Origin of the sequence: Paraburkholderia sp. SIMBA_054 (assembly GCF_046534875.1) — a bacterium.
In the GTDB taxonomy this organism is placed as follows: domain Bacteria; phylum Pseudomonadota; class Gammaproteobacteria; order Burkholderiales; family Burkholderiaceae; genus Paraburkholderia; species Paraburkholderia hospita.
On sequence record NZ_JAWRXV010000037.1, the window covers coordinates 72,193 to 87,596 of the forward strand.

The 15,404-nt window shown below is 63.5% G+C and carries 12 protein-coding genes and 1 riboswitch; of the genes, 3 read left to right on the plus strand and 9 right to left on the minus strand.

Features of this window, described 5'->3' with window-relative positions; genetic code table 11:
* Window positions 1–54 precede the first annotated feature (54 nt).
* From SB822_RS35225 to SB822_RS35255, 7 genes are all read right to left on the minus strand, one after another.
* A complete protein-coding gene (locus SB822_RS35225; RefSeq protein ID WP_007577132.1) occupies window positions 55–1,698 on the minus strand; it encodes an ABC transporter substrate-binding protein in 1,644 nt (547 codons plus the stop codon).
* 387 nt (window positions 1,699–2,085) lie between these two features.
* Window positions 2,086–2,916: a methylenetetrahydrofolate reductase [NAD(P)H] gene (gene metF, locus SB822_RS35230; protein WP_079498752.1), complete on the minus strand. Its 831-nt coding sequence runs from the start codon at window positions 2,914–2,916 to the stop codon at window positions 2,086–2,088.
* Between the two features lie 17 nt (window positions 2,917–2,933).
* On the minus strand, window positions 2,934–3,287 hold the full coding sequence (locus SB822_RS35235) for a phage holin family protein (RefSeq protein WP_079498750.1): 354 nt from the start codon (window positions 3,285–3,287) through the stop codon (window positions 2,934–2,936).
* A 170-nt stretch (window positions 3,288–3,457) separates the two neighbouring features.
* Window positions 3,458–4,879, minus strand: a complete 1,422-nt coding sequence (ahcY, locus tag SB822_RS35240) for an adenosylhomocysteinase (protein ID WP_007577129.1) — start codon at window positions 4,877–4,879, stop codon at window positions 3,458–3,460.
* A 31-nt stretch (window positions 4,880–4,910) separates the two neighbouring features.
* Window positions 4,911–5,025, minus strand: a riboswitch (S-adenosyl-L-homocysteine riboswitch).
* A gap of 49 nt (window positions 5,026–5,074) precedes the next feature.
* Complete coding sequence (locus SB822_RS35245) at window positions 5,075–5,884, minus strand: glycosyltransferase (protein WP_090838462.1); 810 nt, start codon at window positions 5,882–5,884, stop codon at window positions 5,075–5,077.
* 92 nt (window positions 5,885–5,976) lie between these two features.
* A complete protein-coding gene (locus SB822_RS35250; RefSeq protein WP_079498744.1) occupies window positions 5,977–6,699 on the minus strand; it encodes an LrgB family protein in 723 nt (240 codons plus the stop codon).
* 24 nt (window positions 6,700–6,723) lie between these two features.
* Entirely contained in the window at window positions 6,724–7,212 is a 489-nt protein-coding gene (locus SB822_RS35255) for a CidA/LrgA family protein (RefSeq protein WP_407671773.1), read from the minus strand.
* Window positions 7,213–7,329: 117 nt separating this feature from the next.
* On the opposite strand from SB822_RS35255, the gene SB822_RS35260 reads away from it, so the two are divergent.
* The gene (locus SB822_RS35260; RefSeq protein WP_007577125.1) at window positions 7,330–8,289 is read left to right on the plus strand and encodes a LysR family transcriptional regulator; all 960 of its coding nucleotides are present in this window, start codon (window positions 7,330–7,332) and stop codon (window positions 8,287–8,289) included.
* A 65-nt stretch (window positions 8,290–8,354) separates the two neighbouring features.
* On the opposite strand, the gene SB822_RS35265 is transcribed toward SB822_RS35260, so the two are convergent.
* Window positions 8,355–10,136 carry an OmpA family protein gene (locus tag SB822_RS35265; RefSeq protein WP_090838458.1) on the minus strand — a complete coding sequence of 594 codons (1,782 nt, stop codon included), beginning with the start codon at window positions 10,134–10,136 and terminating at the stop codon, window positions 8,355–8,357.
* Between the two features lie 181 nt (window positions 10,137–10,317).
* Window positions 10,318–11,958, minus strand: a complete 1,641-nt coding sequence (locus SB822_RS35270; protein WP_090838457.1) for a GMC family oxidoreductase — start codon at window positions 11,956–11,958, stop codon at window positions 10,318–10,320.
* 309 nt (window positions 11,959–12,267) lie between these two features.
* On the opposite strand from SB822_RS35270, the gene SB822_RS35275 reads away from it, so the two are divergent.
* Window positions 12,268–13,941: an isovaleryl-CoA dehydrogenase gene (locus tag SB822_RS35275; protein ID WP_090838455.1), complete on the plus strand. Its 1,674-nt coding sequence runs from the start codon at window positions 12,268–12,270 to the stop codon at window positions 13,939–13,941.
* 39 nt (window positions 13,942–13,980) lie between these two features.
* On the plus strand, window positions 13,981–15,399 hold the full coding sequence (locus SB822_RS35280) for a coniferyl aldehyde dehydrogenase (protein WP_090838453.1): 1,419 nt from the start codon (window positions 13,981–13,983) through the stop codon (window positions 15,397–15,399).
* Window positions 15,400–15,404: the final 5 nt, after the last annotated feature.

Sequence of the window (15,404 nt, forward strand, 5' to 3'; positions counted from 1 at the left end):
GCGCGGCAACCCTCCCGAATTTCAGCGAAATTGGGGATAGAAGCGGTAAATTACCTACTTGAGACCGACGTTCCAGAACTGGGTCGGGCCAAACGGGTCGATCTTGAAGCCGGTGACTGCCTTCGACAGCGGCTGGTAAACGGTCGAATGCGCAATCGGCGTGAAAGGCACCTGATCCTTGAAGATCTGTTGGGCCTCGGTGTAGTCCTTGGTGCGCGTGGCCGTATCGGTGGTGCTGCGGGCCGCCTTGATGAGGTCGTCGAACGGCTTGTAGCACCATTTGGAGAAATTGCTGCCGTTCACGGCATCGCAGCCGAGCAGCACACCGAGCCAGTTGTCCGGGTCGCCGTAGTCGCCCGTCCAGCCGATCAGCATCGCCTCGTGCTCGCCGCTGTGCCCGCGGCGGATGTACTCACCCCACTCGAAGGTGACGATTTTCGTCTTCACGCCGATCTTCGCCCAGTCCGCCTGCAGCATTTCGGCCATCAGGCGCGCGTTTGGGTTGTAGGGTCGCGAAACGGGCATCGCCCACAGCGTCAGGTCGAAGCCATCCGGGTAGCCCGCCTGCTTGAGCAGCCCTTTGGCTTTGTCGACGTCGTACGGTGCGTCTTTCAGGCTCTTGTCGTAACCCCATTGGGTGGGCGGCATCGGATTGGTCGCCGCCTGGCCCGCGCCCTGGTAGACCGAATCGATGATCGCCTTCTTGTGGACGGCCATGTCGAGCGCGCGGCGCACGAGCACATTGTCGAGCGGCTTTTTCGTCGTGTTGTACGCGATGAAGCCCAGATTGAAGCCCACCTGATGCGGCAGCGCGATCGACGAATCCGCCTCGATCTGCGCAATGTCGGCGGGCTTCGGATAGCTCATCACCTGGCATTCGTTGCGTTTGAGCTTCTGCAGACGCACGGATGGATCGACGGTGATCGAGAAGATCAGCTTGCTCACCTTCACGACGCCGGGTTTCCAGTAGTTCGGGTTACCGTCGAAGCGGATCGACTCGTCCTTCGTATAGCTGCGGAAAATGAACGGGCCCGTGCCGACGGGGAACAGATTGATGTCGGACGCCTTGCCGGCCTTCAACAGCTGGTCCGCATACTCGGACGACAGGATCGATGCGAACGGCATCGCGATCTGTTGCAGGAACGGCGCGTCGACTTCCTTCAGCGTGAAGCGCACGGTGTATGGGTCGAGCGCCTCGACCTTGGTGATGTTCTTCGCGAGGCCGAGATCGGTGAAGTACGGGAACGGCACGTTGTATGCCTTGCGGAACGGCTGCTCGGGATCGAGCATGCGTGTATACGTGAACACGACGTCGTCTGCGTTGAAGTCGCGCGTCGGCTTGAAGAAGGAGGTCGTCTGGAACTTCACGCCTTTGCGCAGGTGAAACGTGTATTGCAGGCCGTCGCTGGAGACATCCCACTTTTCGGCGAGCCCGGGCTCGATATCGGTGCTGCCGTGGCCGAACTCGACGAGCCGGTTATAGACCGTGTACGAGCCGGCGCTGAACTCGACGCTGGTTGTGTACTGCGCGGTGTCGAATCCGGCGGGACTGCCCTCGGAACAGAAGACGACCGTCTTGTCGGGCAGCGAGGCCGCCGCGCACAGTTCAGGTGCAATGCATGCAGCAATTACCGCGACAGCGGACAGCACAGGCAGGCAAGACTTGCGAACTGCAGACAGCGTCGATGACATGGGCATGGCGTTCTCCGCGAGGCAGCTGGGGTCGAGTGCCTTTGGATCATAGTCAGCCAATAATCAGATTCAATATGGGTTTTCACTCCGCTTCGCTTCGTGGAGCGGCAGGTTTGGTTTGCTTGTGTTTGCGCTGGCATCCGGAGGACGGTGTTTGCTGCGCAAGCTGTCTGGCTTGCATGTGTTTTGCGCTGGCATCCGCCAGTTGTTATCTAGGTTCACGCGGATGCCAGCGCAACGGCCAGAACAACCAAATCGACCGCGCCGCGAAGGCAAAACGCCGATGCCAGCAAAAACACACGCCGACCACCCAGCGTCGCAGACGAACAAAAAAAATCGGTGCACGCTCACACGCACACCGACTTTGCAAAAACCAGAAAAACAGAAAACCTGTCAGCCAACGAGCCGCTCGCAAATAGCCTTCGTCGCAGCCGAACCGTTGAGGGTATAAAAATGCAGCCCCGGCACCTTCGCCTCAACAAGACGGCGGCACAGGTCCGCCACCACATCAAGGCCGAATGCGCGAATCGACTCGCGGTCATCACCGAAGCTTTCGAGCCGTCGCGCGACCCAGCGCGGCACTTCAGCGCCGCACATCTCGGAGAACCGCATCAACTGCGAGAAGTTCGTGATAGGCATGATGCCCGGCACGATAGGCACATCAACACCGAGCTTGTGCGCATCGTCGACGAAGCGGAAATACGCGTCAGCGTTGAAGAAGTATTGCGTGATCGCCGAATTGGCGCCCGCCTTCACCTTGCGCGCGAAGTTCTCGAGATCGTGCTTCGGCGAACGCGACTGCGGGTGATACTCGGGATATCCCGCGACTTCGATGCGAAACCAGTCGCCGAACTCGGAGCGAATGAAGCTCACCAGTTCCGACGCGTAGCGCAACTCGCCGACTGCACCCATGCCCGACGGCAAATCGCCACGCAACGCGACGATATGGCGGATGCCATGCGAGCGATACTCATTGAGAATCGCTCGCAAGCTTTCCCTCGACGAGCCGATGCACGACAGGTGCGGCGCGGCTTCGAGGCCGTCCTTCGCCATGTCGAGCACCGTGTCGAGCGTGCCTTGCTGGGTCGAACCGCCGGCGCCGAACGTGACGGACACGAACTTGGGCTTGAGCGGCAACAGTTCCGCGCGCGTCGCACGCAGCTTGTCGAGCCCTTCCTGTGTCTTCGGCGGGAAGAATTCGAATGAAAGTTCGATGGGGTTCATGGTTCTGTTGGCACCCGTCAGCCGATGCTGCGGTTGCCGAAGATGAGCGCGGACAGCAGCCACGAAACGATGCTGTACAGGATCGAGCCGAAAAACGCCGACCAGAAACCCGACACTTCGAAGCCCTTCAGCAGCGACGCGCACAGCCAGAAGCACAGCGCATTCACTACGAGTATGAAGAGACCGAGCGTGAGGATCGTGACGGGCAGCGTCAGCAGGATCAGCACCGGCCGCAAGACGGCATTGATGAGCCCGAGCACGACAGCGACGATCAACGCAGTACCGAAACTGCGGATATGGATCGACGGCACGAGGTAGGTGATGATCAGCAGCGCGAGCGCGTTGATCACCCAGGTCAGCAATACGGTCATGGACAGCTCCTGGTCGCCTGTGGACGTGAAGTCCGGATTGAACTCGAAGGCACGCGAGAAGCATCAGCCGATGCAATGCATCGCATGGGCGTGTGCTTCGTCCGATGCAGCCGCGTGCCGAAGCAAGCGGCTGCACCTGTCATGCCGCCTTTTGCGGCTTGGTTTGCGGCTTAATAACGGTAGTGGTTCGGCTTGAACGGACCGTTCTTGTCGACGCCGATGTAGCCAGCCTGTTCCGTCGACAGCTCCGTCAGGTTCGCGCCGATGCGCGCGAGGTGCAGGCGCGCGACCTTCTCGTCGAGCTGCTTCGGCAGAACATAAACCTTGTTCTCGTACTTCGCGCCGTCGACGAACAGTTCGATCTGCGCGAGCGTCTGGTTCGTGAACGAGTTCGACATCACGAACGACGGGTGGCCCGTCGCGCAGCCCAGGTTCACGAGGCGGCCTTCAGCCAGCAGGATCACGCGCTTGCCGTCCGGGAAAATGATGTGGTCGACTTGCGGCTTGATGTTTTCCCACTGGTACTGGCGCGTCGACGCAACGTCGATTTCCGAGTCGAAGTGACCGATGTTGCAGACGATCGCGTTGTTGCGCATCGCCTTCATGTGATCGTGGTTGATCACGTGGTAGTTGCCCGTTGCCGTCACGAAGATGTCGGCGTGCGGCGCGGCGGCTTCCATCGTCACAACGCGGTAGCCTTCCATCGCGGCTTGCAGCGCGCAGATCGGATCGATTTCCGTGACCCACACCGTCGCGCCCAGACCGCGCAGCGATTGCGCGCAGCCCTTGCCCACGTCGCCGTAGCCCGCCACAACCGCGATCTTGCCGGCGATCATCACGTCGGTCGCGCGCTTGATACCGTCGACGAGCGACTCACGGCAGCCATACAGGTTGTCGAACTTCGACTTCGTGACCGAGTCGTTCACGTTGATCGCGGGGAACGGCAGACGGCCTTCCTTCTCCATCTGATACAGGCGGTGCACGCCCGTCGTCGTTTCTTCCGTGACGCCCTTGATGTGCGCGAGGCGCTTCGAGTACCACGTCGGGTCAGTGTCGAGATGCGCAGCAATCGACTTGTACAGCGCGACTTCTTCTTCGTTGGTCGGCTTCGAGATCACCGAGCGATCCTTCTCGGCCTTCGAACCGAGAATCAGCAGCAGCGTTGCGTCGCCGCCGTCGTCGAGGATCATGTTGGCGAACTCACCGTTCGGCCATTCGAAAATGCGGTGCGAGAACTCCCAGTATTCGTCGAGCGATTCGCCCTTGAACGCGAACACGGGCGTGCCGGCCTTCGCGATGGCGGCGGCGGCGTGATCCTGCGTCGAGAAGATGTTGCACGATGCCCAGCGAACGTCCGCGCCCAGCGCGGTCAGCGTCTCGATCAGCACGCCCGTTTGAATGGTCATGTGCAGCGAGCCCGCGACGCGCGCGCCCTTCAGCGGCTGCTGCGTCTTGTACTCTTCGCGGGTTTGCATGAGACCGGGCATTTCGGTCTCGGCGATGGTGAGTTCCTTGCGGCCCCAGTCGGCCAGCGACAGGTCGGCAACAACGAAATCCTGCGAATTTTTGGAATCCATAACTGCGGCGTTCATCACGCCCTCCTTTCTAAAAATGACTAGAAATTTGACGTGAGCGCCGTTCGATGCGGTTGGTTTGTTGGCGCTGCGCGCGTCCAATCCTTCCGATTGAAAGCCTTCGAGCCTGGCGGGTGAAACCCGTCGCAACGCTCCTCGAAGACGAACGGCGATTGTAGCAAAACGAGATGGCTTGCGGAATGACGATTCAGCTTATGCCGATTGATCTGGCGGTGAATTTGCGCCCGGTTGCGCACTCAGATGTGGTGCGAGTTCGACGCCGCGTAATTCCTTGGTCGCTTCATACGCGCGGCGCACGAAGTGCCAGGATGCCTCGCGGGTCGAGTTGACGAGTTCGTCCGACGCCTGGAGCATGCCCATCGAAATGCGGAAATACCGTTCTGCATGGATGTTCGGGTGATAGTGCATGCGCACGCGCCTGCGGTCATTGAGACGCGGATTGCCGAAGATATTCAGCAGCGCCAGCGAAAACGCGCCGTCCTCGCCGCCATGACGCCGGAACACGTCGTCGAGCGGAAAGCCGCCGAACGCGGCATAGACGGAGCGGCGGATCACGAGGCTGCTCGGCACCGTGTTGCTCAGCGTCGCCGCGTGAATGTCGAACTGCGGGTGACCCGTGATGTCGGCGGGAAAGCCGCAATACTCGACGTCGAGGCGGATCGAAGGCTGACCTGGATGATCGTGCAGGAACGCGGCGGCAGCGGCGAGCGCGTGCGGCATGTATTCGTCGTCGGCGTCGATGAAAGCCAGCAGCGGGTGCAACGCATGCATCGCGCCCCAGTTCCGCGCGCGTGCTGCGCCGCCGTTTTGCGGCATGCGCAGCAGTTCGATCTGCGGATACTGCTGCGCGTATTGGGCAGCGATGTCGGGCGAAGCGTCACGTGAGCCGTCGTCGATCACGAGAATCTGCGCGGCTTCGGGCTGTGCGATGCAACTGTCGAGCGTGCGCGCGAGCGTCTGTTCAGCGTTGTAGCAGGGAATGATGACGGAAATGGGAGGCATCGCCTGGACCGGTCTCAGGAGTGAACGACGGCGGCAATCATAGAGCGAGCGCGCCGCCGTTCATCCCAAATTGGCCACCGATCCCGGCTACGTCAAAGCGGAAGCATCCCGAACAGCGGCGCGAGCAGCACCATCACAACGCCGGCGATCATCATCGTCAGGCTCGCGACGACGCCCTCTTCGCTGCCCAGCTCGCGCGCCTTCGCGGTGCCGACACCATGCGCCGCCGCGCCGAACAGCGCGCCGCGCGCGAGCCGCGTGCGAAGCGGCACGAGCGCGAGCACGAGTTCACCGAACAGCATCCCGCAGACGCCCGTCGCGATCACGAACAGCGCAGTCAGGTCCTTCGGCGCGTGAATCTTGTCGGAGACGGCGAGCGCAAAAGGCGTCGATACCGAGCGCGTCATCAGGCTACGCTGCAGTTCCGGCGACAGATGCAGCAGCTTCGACAGCGCGAGCGAGCCGCCCACCGCAACGATGATGCCGACCGTCACGCCGACGGTGAGCGAAATCCAGTGCCGCCGCAGCAGATCGCGGTATTCGTAGATGGGCACCGCGAATGCAACCGTGGCCGGGCCGAGCAGCCACATCAGCCAGCGCGTGTCCTGAAAGTAGACGGCGTACGGAATCCGCGCGATAACGACAATCGCAGCCAGCACCGCAGGCACGGCGAGAAGCGGCGTCAGCCACGGCGATCTGAAGCGCGCATACAGCGCCTTCGACGCGAAATAGAGCACCACCGTCAGCACGAAACAGCCTGCCGCGATCAGCCGGGAAGCGTCGTCGGCGAAAAGGGACGTGTAGAAGGCGCTCATCGGCGGAACGGTCCGGGACGTGGATTAGAGGAAGTTGCGGCTAACAGGACGACGCTCGATGTGCGAGCGCTGAACCATCACGCGGCGCAGCGCGAGACGGCGTTCGAGCCGCGCGGCCTGTTCGACGGCGAATGCGACAGCCACCATCACCATCAGCGTGCCCGCGACCACGACGAGTGCAAGACGCCAGCCGTCTTGGCGGAACAGGCCGCCGTACTGGACGGCCGCGACGGCGGCGGGAATGAAGAACAGCAGCATGTCCGACAGCAGCCAGTCGGCGCCCGCCTTCACCCAGCGCGGCGCGACGCCGCCGCAGAACAACAGCGCGAGCAGCGCGACGAGGCCCACGACGCCGCCCGGCACCGGCAAGCCAAAACGGCGCACGACGCAGTCGGCGGCGAACCAGACTGCGGCGATCCCGGCGCTCTGCACGGCGATCCGGCCGATCTTCGCGACGGGCGACGTCGCATCGAGGCGGACAGAAGCGGCAAGACGGGCGATCAGCGGCGAGATCATGGCAAACCCTAGGTGACTTTTCGATGAGATTCAGTATAGGGTGCAGTGCAACATAAATATAATGACTTAGAATTATCAGCTTCATTCCAAATTGGAATTCTGAGGGCCACGAACATGGAACTGCGCGCGCTCCGCTATTTCGTTGAAGTCGTGCGGCAACAGAGCTTCACCGTCGCCGCCGAGCAGATGTTCGTCACGCAGCCGACTATCAGCAAGATGGTGAAGGCGCTGGAGGACGAAACCGGCTCGCCGCTGCTGCTGCGCGACGGCCGGCAAATGGTGCTGACGGATGCCGGGCGCATCGTCTATCAGCGCGGCCAGGACGTGCTCGCCGCCTACGCGCAGTTGCAGGCCGAACTGCACGACCTCGACAAACTCGGGCGCGGCGAGCTGACGATCGGCATTCCGCCGATGGGCGGGTCGCTGTTCACGCCCGCCATCGCCGCGTTCCGTCAGCGCCATCCGAAGATCGAGCTGAAACTCTTCGAACAGGGCTCGAAGGCCATCGAGGCCGCGCTGATTTCCGGCGAACTGGAACTGGGCGGCGTGCTGCAACCCGTCGACGACATGATCGACGTGCTGCCGATGAGCCGCCAGGTGCTGTGGCTAGTCGCGCGTCAGGGCTCGCGCTGGGACGAGTTGCAGGAAGTGCCGCTCGCCGATCTCGCCAGTGAGCCGTTCGTCTTCTATGGCGAAAGCCTCGCGCTCAACGACGTCGTGCTGACGGCGTGCCGCACGGCCGGTTTCGCGCCGACCATCGTCGGACGCAGCGGGCATTGGGATTTCATGGCGGCGCTGGTGCTGGCGGGCGTCGGCATTGCGCTTCTGCCCGCGCCGTATTGCCGGCGGCTCGACGTGGCGCAATTCACCTGCCGGCCGGTCGTCGCACCGGAGATTCCGTGGGAAATGGCGATCGGCTGGCGGCGCAAGGGTTATCTGTCGCATGCGGCGCGCGCATGGCTCGAGGTCGCGCGCGAAACACTGCCGGGACTGACCACCGACAACTTCACGCACCCGCTGACCTTCGACTCGCCCACGACTACGCCGGACCGCGCGAAACCGCCGCTGAAATAAAAAAAGCCGCCCGGTCTGCACCGGGCGGCATCGTGTCTCACGTCTTTACGCTGAGCGGAGACGCTTTACTTGGCCTGAAGCTGCGTTTGGGCCTGAGTCTGAGCTTGCACCTCGCTGAATTCGATCCGGCGATTCGCGAAACGTCCGCTTTCCGTCGCGTTGCTCGCCACAGGACGAACGTTGCCGTAGCCATGCGCGACGAGCGCATCGGCGGGCACACCGGCCTTCACGAGGAAGGCGCGCACGGCGTCGGCGCGTTCCTTCGACAGTTCCAGATTCGCCGATTCGCTGCCGAGGTTATCCGAGAAGCCCGCCACTTCGAGCTTCAGCGTGTGGCCGCTTGTCGTACACGACTTGAGCAGTTGCGCGGACTGGTTCAGATCGTCGAGTGCGGACTGCGGCACGTGCGCGTCGCGCGATGCGAAATTGACGACCTGCAGATTCAGCGTCTTGACGACATCCGCACTCGCGCACGACGCGCCCAGCGACTTCGCCGCGTTCTTGAACGACTGCGCGGCGTTCGCAACGGCTTGCGCCGCATCGAATGCGCTCACTTGATACGGCGCGCCGAACAGCGATTTCAGACGATCGAGCCAACCCGATTTCGCATCGGCAGCCGTGCCGCTCAGTTCGACACGCGTGCCGTCGATCTTCATCTCCGCACCTGGCGTAGACAGCAGCGGCATCAGTGCGTCGATCTGCGCGAGCCAGTCGGCAGCCTTACGGTTTTCGTCGACGGTGATGTCGGCGTTGAAGTTGCCGGCGCCGAATTTCTTCGTCAGCGCGTTCAGCAGCGCCGACTTCTCAGCGATATTCTGGACGGTCGCGGTAAGCGTCGGCTTGCCCTTCCCGTCTACAGCGACGATCAGTTGCGAGTCCTTCGCGACGGCAGGCGCCGCTTCAGCTTCGACCTTGCCGGCGGCGCTGGCCGCGTCGTCCTGCGGCGCTTGCGACGCGGGCTGCACATCCGCTTGCGTCGCAGCAGCCGACGCTTCAACCGTCGCCGCGGCGGCATGCTGACCAAGGAAGCTTGTCGCCGCCGGACACAAGGCCAACGCCACCCACGTCACCATCGCAGCGATCGCGCCGATCAACGCGGACAAGGCGGCTATGCCGAACCAGTGCTTCGCCTTCGGGCCGACATGGCGCACTTCGCGCGCGGGCGGCGCAACGGAGATCGCCGTGGCGGACAACGCGGGTTCGACGGGAGCGCGCGCGGTCGTCGGCACTGGCGCTGCGGCGGGATGCTCGAAATGCGACGACACGACGCGCACCTGCGAGCCGATCGTCTGCGCGAAGGCAGCCGCGCCGCCCAGGCCGAGTACGGTCGTGAGGCCGTCGTTCAGAAACGGCGCGATGGTCGGCAACTGCTGGCCGAGCAAGGTCGGCAACTGACCGATGTTGCCCCGATGCTCGAGAATGTGTCGCTTGAGCACGCCCAACAGAATGCTGCCCGCAATGCCCGACACGGCATGCGTCGCGTGCGCGGGCACGCCTGTTTGCATCGACACGGTGTCGCTCAGTCCGTCGATACGGCGCTCGAACGAATGCTCGAGCAACTGACGTCCCGTCGACGACAGCTGCGTAACACCCGTCGTGCTAGAGAAGAGGCGAGGCAGCTGTTCGGCGACATCTGCGTTGACTTCCTGACCGAGGATCGTCGCGAACAGCGCACGCGCGCCATCGAGCGTTGCACACTTGTTCAGCAGGCCGGCGACGAGCGCGGGCGTGGTGACGTCCATGACTTTCGCCGTCGCTTCCGGCGGCAATCCGAGACAGTTCGACAGTTGTTGAACCACGGTGTCCGGCAACGCAGACCGGACCAGTTGAATCACATTGACACTCATCGATTCGTTTCCCTGAATTTCGAACGCGCGCCCATGCGCCCTTCGTTGGGCCGCGATTATAGGAGCGGGAAAATCTCAGAATTGAAGCGATCAATGATTTTCAAACTTTATCGGAATTCTCTTACGGCGCTTTTTGCGCTTTATCACAATCGACAGCGTGCATCGCCGGAATCACGTCGTTTCACGTGGCGCGCGCCGGCTCGGCGGCGGTCGCTGGACTCGGCGCAGCACGGCGCGTGGCGGCGATGAAATCGGCGGCACGCTCGCCGATCATCACCGTCGGCGCATTCGTGTTGCCGCCGATCAGCGTCGGCATCACGGACGCATCGACCACGCGCAGACCCGTCACGCCGCGCACGCGCAATTGCGTATCGACGACGGCCCGCTCGTCGCCGCCCATGCGGCACGTCGAAACGGGGTGATAGATGGTGTCGGCATGCGCGGCGATCGTCGCGCGCAATTCGGCGTCCGTCTGACCATGCCGCGTATAAAGCTCGCGGCCGCCGCACAGCGCGAGCGACGGCGCGTCGAGAATGCGTCGCGACAGATGCACGCCTTCGACCAGCAGGTCGAGATCGCGCGGATCGCTGAGAAACGCCGGATCGATGACGGGTGCTTCGCGCGCATCGCTGCTTGCGAGCGTGACCGAGCCGCGGCTATGCGGACGCAGCACGCACACGTGCAACGAATAGCCGTGACCCCAATGCATGTGGCGGTTGTGATCGTCGACGAGCGCCGTGCAGAAATGCAGTTGCAGATCAGGCCGGTCGAGCGTCGGCCGGCTTTTCAGAAAGCCGCCCGCTTCCGCAACGTTGCTCGTCAGCATGCCGCGCCCGCTGCGCAGATACGAGACAAAGCCCGGCACCATCTTCGCGAAGCCGCGCAGCGAGAAGCCGATCGTTTGTGCCGACGACACGCGCTTGTTGATCGTGAAGTCGACGTGATCCGTGAGATTGCGCCCGACCTCGGGCGCGTCGTGCAGCACGGGAATGCCGAGTGCGCGCAGATGATCGGCGGGACCGATGCCCGAGCACATCAGCAGTTGCGGCGAATTGAACGTCCCCGCCGACAGCACGACTTCCGCGCGCGCCTCGATCGTCTCCGCGACGCCGCCGCGCATCACTTCGACGCCCTTCGCGCGCTTGCCGTCGAATACCACGCGCAGCACCGCCGCGTCGGCGATCGTGTGCAGGTTCGGATGCGAGCGGCCGTAGATATAAGCGCGCGCGACGCTCCAGCGCTGTCCGTCGCGCTGCGTCACCTGATAGAAGCCGACGCCTTCCTGCTGCGGGCCGTTGAAGTCGTCGTTGCGCGGGAAGCCCGCTTCGACGGCGGCTTTCACGAAGCGATGCGAGAACAGATTCTGAAACCGCAGGTTCGCCACGCTGAGCGGACCGTCCGCGCCATGCAGCGTATCGGCGCCGCGCTCGTTGCCCTCGGCGCGGCGGAAATACGGCAGCACGTCATCGAATGCCCAGCCATCGCAGCCAAGACGCGCCCAATCGTCGTAATCGAGCGGATGGCCGCGCGTGTACACCATCGCGTTGATCGCGCTCGATCCGCCGAAGCCGCGTCCGCGCGGCTGATAACCGCGCCTGCCACCGAGGCCGGGTTGCGGCGTCGTCAGATAGCCGTAGTTGGTCTTGCGCCGGAACGGCACGACGGCCGCGACGCCGAGCGGCATGTTGACGAACAGATTGCGCTCGGTGTGCGGGCCGGCTTCGATGAGCGCGATGGTCGCATCGGGACATTGCTCCGCAAGACGCCCGGCGAGCGAACAGCCGCCCGAGCCTGCGCCGACGATGACGTAGTCATATTGCATCCGCTCCTCCTATCGACCGCGCTGAATTGCTGGCGACATCTGTCTCGTGCACACTTGTCTACGTGCGATTGTTTGCGCATTGTAGGGAGCGCTGGCCGTTCGCGCGCTGCCGGCGTCAGAGCGATCACTCTAAACGGAACCCGCGACGCGCCCCTATGATGAAAGATGCTGTCCGCGCCCGGCACCGCGTGCGGACGTCATTCAAACACGGTCTTTCGCGCATCGTCTTATACGCATATGGCTCGCGCGCTCCAATAAAACAACGCCCTGCGCAACGACCGGCGCGCGTGTATCGAATGGAGACATCAGATGGAACGGTTCGGCCCCGGCAACACGCATGAAGTGACCAATCAGGTCCCGCTGCTTGCGAACTACAACCTGTTTGCGAGCGATGCCGCGCTGGCCGCCGCCGTCGAGCGCGAAGGCGCGTCGTGGCATCGCGAGGCGCTCGCGCGCGATGGCGCCGCGCTGACGACACCTGATGTGCTCGCGCTCGCCGATCTGGCGAACCGCCACACGCCCGAACTCACGAGCTTCAGCCCGCGCGGCGAGCGCATTGACGCGCTCGAGTTTCATCCTGCGTGGCATACGTTGCTGAGCCTGCTGCGCCGCGAAGGACTGCACGCGTTGCCCTTTTCCGATCCGCAGTCCGGCGCGATGGTCGCGCGCTGCGCGGGCTACTTTCTGCACGCGCAACTCGAATCCGGCTCGCTATGTCCGCTGACGATGACCTTCGCCAGCATTCCCGTGCTGCAACGTGAGCCTGCTCTGTTCGCCACGCTGCGCGACAAGCTCTACTCACGCGAGCACGATCCGCGCGACGTGCCGCTCGATCAGAAGACTTCGATGATGATCGGCATGGGCATGACCGAGAAGCAAGGCGGCTCGGACGTGCGCAGTAATCGCACGCAGGCGTTCGCGGCGGAAGGCGGCGGACGCGGCGCGGCGTATCGGCTGGTCGGCCACAAGTGGTTCTTTTCCGCGCCGCAGTGCGACGCGCACCTGGTGCTCGCGCGCACCGACGATCGCGAAGGCCTGTCATGCTTCTTCGTGCCGCGCTTCGCGCCCGACGGCAGCAAGAACTCCGTGCGCGTGCAGCGCCTGAAGGACAAGCTCGGCAACCGTTCTAACGCGAGCAGCGAAGTCGAATTCTTCGACGCCCACGGCGTGATGATCGGCGACGAAGGGCGCGGCGTGCCGACCATCATCGAAATGGCGAACTACACGCGGCTCGACTGCGTGATCGGCAGCGCGGCGCTAATGCGCGCGGCGCTCGTGCAGGCGATCCACCATGCGCGGCATCGCAGTGCATTCGGGCGGCAGCTCGCCGATCAGCCGTTGATGCGCAACGTACTCGCCGATCTGTCGCTCGAAACGGAAGCGGCAACGGTATTGTTCATGCGCCTCGCGCGCGCATTCGAAGACACCACGAACGCCCCTGAAGAACGAGCGTGGCGGCGTCTGGTCACGCCCGCTGCGAAGTACTGGGTTTGCAAGCGCACGCTCGAATTCACGGGCGAAGCGATGGAAGTCTGGGGCGGCAACGGCTACGTCGAAGAAGGGCCAATGGCGCGCTTCTACCGCGAAGCGCCCGTGAACTCGATCTGGGAAGGCTCGGGCAACGTGATGTGTCTCGACGTATTGCGCGCGATGGAGCGCGAGCCCGATGCCGCACAGGCTTTGCTTGCCGCGTGGCGCGACGTGGCGCAAACACATCCCGCGCTGAACGCGGCGCTCGAACGTCTGATGCGCGCGCTAACGTCGGCACCCGAAACGCGCGAGGCTTCCGCACGCCGCATCGCGCAGCAAATCGTGCTGATCGCGCAAGCGGTGCTGCTCGCGCAGCATGCGCCTGCCTTCGTCGCCGATGCGTTCATCGCGACGCGGTTGGGCGATGGCTGCGGCGAAAGCGGCCGCGTGTACGGCACGCTGCCCGCCGCGTTCGACCACAAGGCGATCGTCGATCGCGCGTTCACCAGCTGATATCACGCAGCACACAACAACATAGGGAGACACAACGAAATGAAAAACGATCGGCCGGACATCGCGGCCCTGGAAGAGCTTCTGCGCGAACAGCGCGCCGCGCATCTGCGCGCGCCGTATCCGACATGGGACCAGCGTGCCGCGCATCTGAAGGCATTGCGCGAAGTGCTGCTCGACAATCGCGACATGCTCGCCGATGCGATGCACGCCGACTTCGGCAATCGCGCGAAAGAAGAAATCCTGCTGGCCGAATTTCTGCTCGTGAAAGAGGAAATCGACGGCGCGCTGCGTCACGGCAAACGCTGGATGAAAGCGCAGCGCCGCGCGACCAACAAGTGGCTCCTGCCTGCCCGCGCGAAGGTCGTACCGCAGCCGCTCGGCGTCGTCGGGATCATCGTGCCGTGGAATTATCCGGTGCTGCTGGCGGCTGGGCCGCTCATCAGCGCGCTCACGGCCGGCAATCGCGCGATCATCAAGATGTCGGAGCTCACGCCGCGCACGTCGCTGCTCTTCGAGCAACTAATCTCGCAGACTTTCGCGCGCGATCACGTCGCCGTCGTGAACGGCGACGCCGCGCTCGCCGCGGCATTCAGCGCGCAGCCATTCGATCATCTGCTGTTCACCGGCTCGACGAAGGTCGGCCATGATGTGATGCGCGCCGCCGCCGCGCATCTGACGCCCGTGACGCTCGAACTCGGCGGCAAGTCGCCCGCCATCGTCGGGCCGCAGGCGCGCTTCGACTACGCCGTCGACAGCATCGTCGCGGGCAAAACGCTCAACGCGGGACAAACCTGCATCGCGCCGGACTACGTGCTCGTGCCACGCGGCAAGGAACAGGCGTTCATCGAGCGGGCGCGTTTGCGCATGTCGCGCCTGTATCCCGATTTCGCGCACAACCCCGATTACACGTCGATCATTTCGCCGCGTCATTTCGATCGCTTGCAGCGTCTCGCCGACGAAGCGCATGAACAGGGCGCGCAACTGCACGCGCTCACCGATGCCGCGCCCGATGCGAGCGCGCGCCGCTTTCCGCTCGTCGCCGTGACGAAAGCGCCTGACACGTCCACGCTGATGCAGGAAGAGATCTTCGGGCCGTTACTGCCCGTGATTCCCTACGATTCGCTCGACGATGCCATCGCCTACGTCAATGCGCGCCCTCGTCCGTTGTCGCTCTATCTGTACGACGACGACAAGGCGGTGATCGCGCGCGTCATGCATGAAACGATCGCGGGCGGAATGTCCGTCAACGAAACGCTGATGCATCTCGCGTGCGAGAGCCTGCCGTTCGGCGGCGTCGGTGCGAGCGGGATGGGCGCGTATCACGGGTACGAAGGCTTCGTCACGTTCTCGAAGATGAAGCCGGTATTGACGCAGGCGCGCTTCAACGCGCGCGGCCTGATCGCGCCGCCGTACGGCAGACGCGTGCGGGCGCTGCTCAGTCTGATGATGCGGTTCTGACGCCG

Coding starts and splice junctions, on each gene's coding strand:
- SB822_RS35225 (WP_007577132.1), bottom strand. CDS start 1,698: ATGCCCATGTCATCGACGCTGTCTGCAGTTCGCAAGTCTTGCCTGCCT.
- metF (WP_079498752.1), bottom strand. CDS start 2,916: ATGAACCCCATCGAACTTTCATTCGAATTCTTCCCGCCGAAGACACAG.
- SB822_RS35235 (WP_079498750.1), bottom strand. CDS start 3,287: ATGACCGTATTGCTGACCTGGGTGATCAACGCGCTCGCGCTGCTGATC.
- ahcY (WP_007577129.1), bottom strand. CDS start 4,879: ATGAACGCCGCAGTTATGGATTCCAAAAATTCGCAGGATTTCGTTGTT.
- SB822_RS35245 (WP_090838462.1), bottom strand. CDS start 5,884: ATGCCTCCCATTTCCGTCATCATTCCCTGCTACAACGCTGAACAGACG.
- SB822_RS35250 (WP_079498744.1), bottom strand. CDS start 6,699: ATGAGCGCCTTCTACACGTCCCTTTTCGCCGACGACGCTTCCCGGCTG.
- SB822_RS35260 (WP_007577125.1), top strand. CDS start 7,330: ATGGAACTGCGCGCGCTCCGCTATTTCGTTGAAGTCGTGCGGCAACAG.
- SB822_RS35265 (WP_090838458.1), bottom strand. CDS start 10,136: ATGAGTGTCAATGTGATTCAACTGGTCCGGTCTGCGTTGCCGGACACC.
- SB822_RS35270 (WP_090838457.1), bottom strand. CDS start 11,958: ATGCAATATGACTACGTCATCGTCGGCGCAGGCTCGGGCGGCTGTTCG.
- SB822_RS35275 (WP_090838455.1), top strand. CDS start 12,268: ATGGAACGGTTCGGCCCCGGCAACACGCATGAAGTGACCAATCAGGTC.
- SB822_RS35280 (WP_090838453.1), top strand. CDS start 13,981: ATGAAAAACGATCGGCCGGACATCGCGGCCCTGGAAGAGCTTCTGCGC.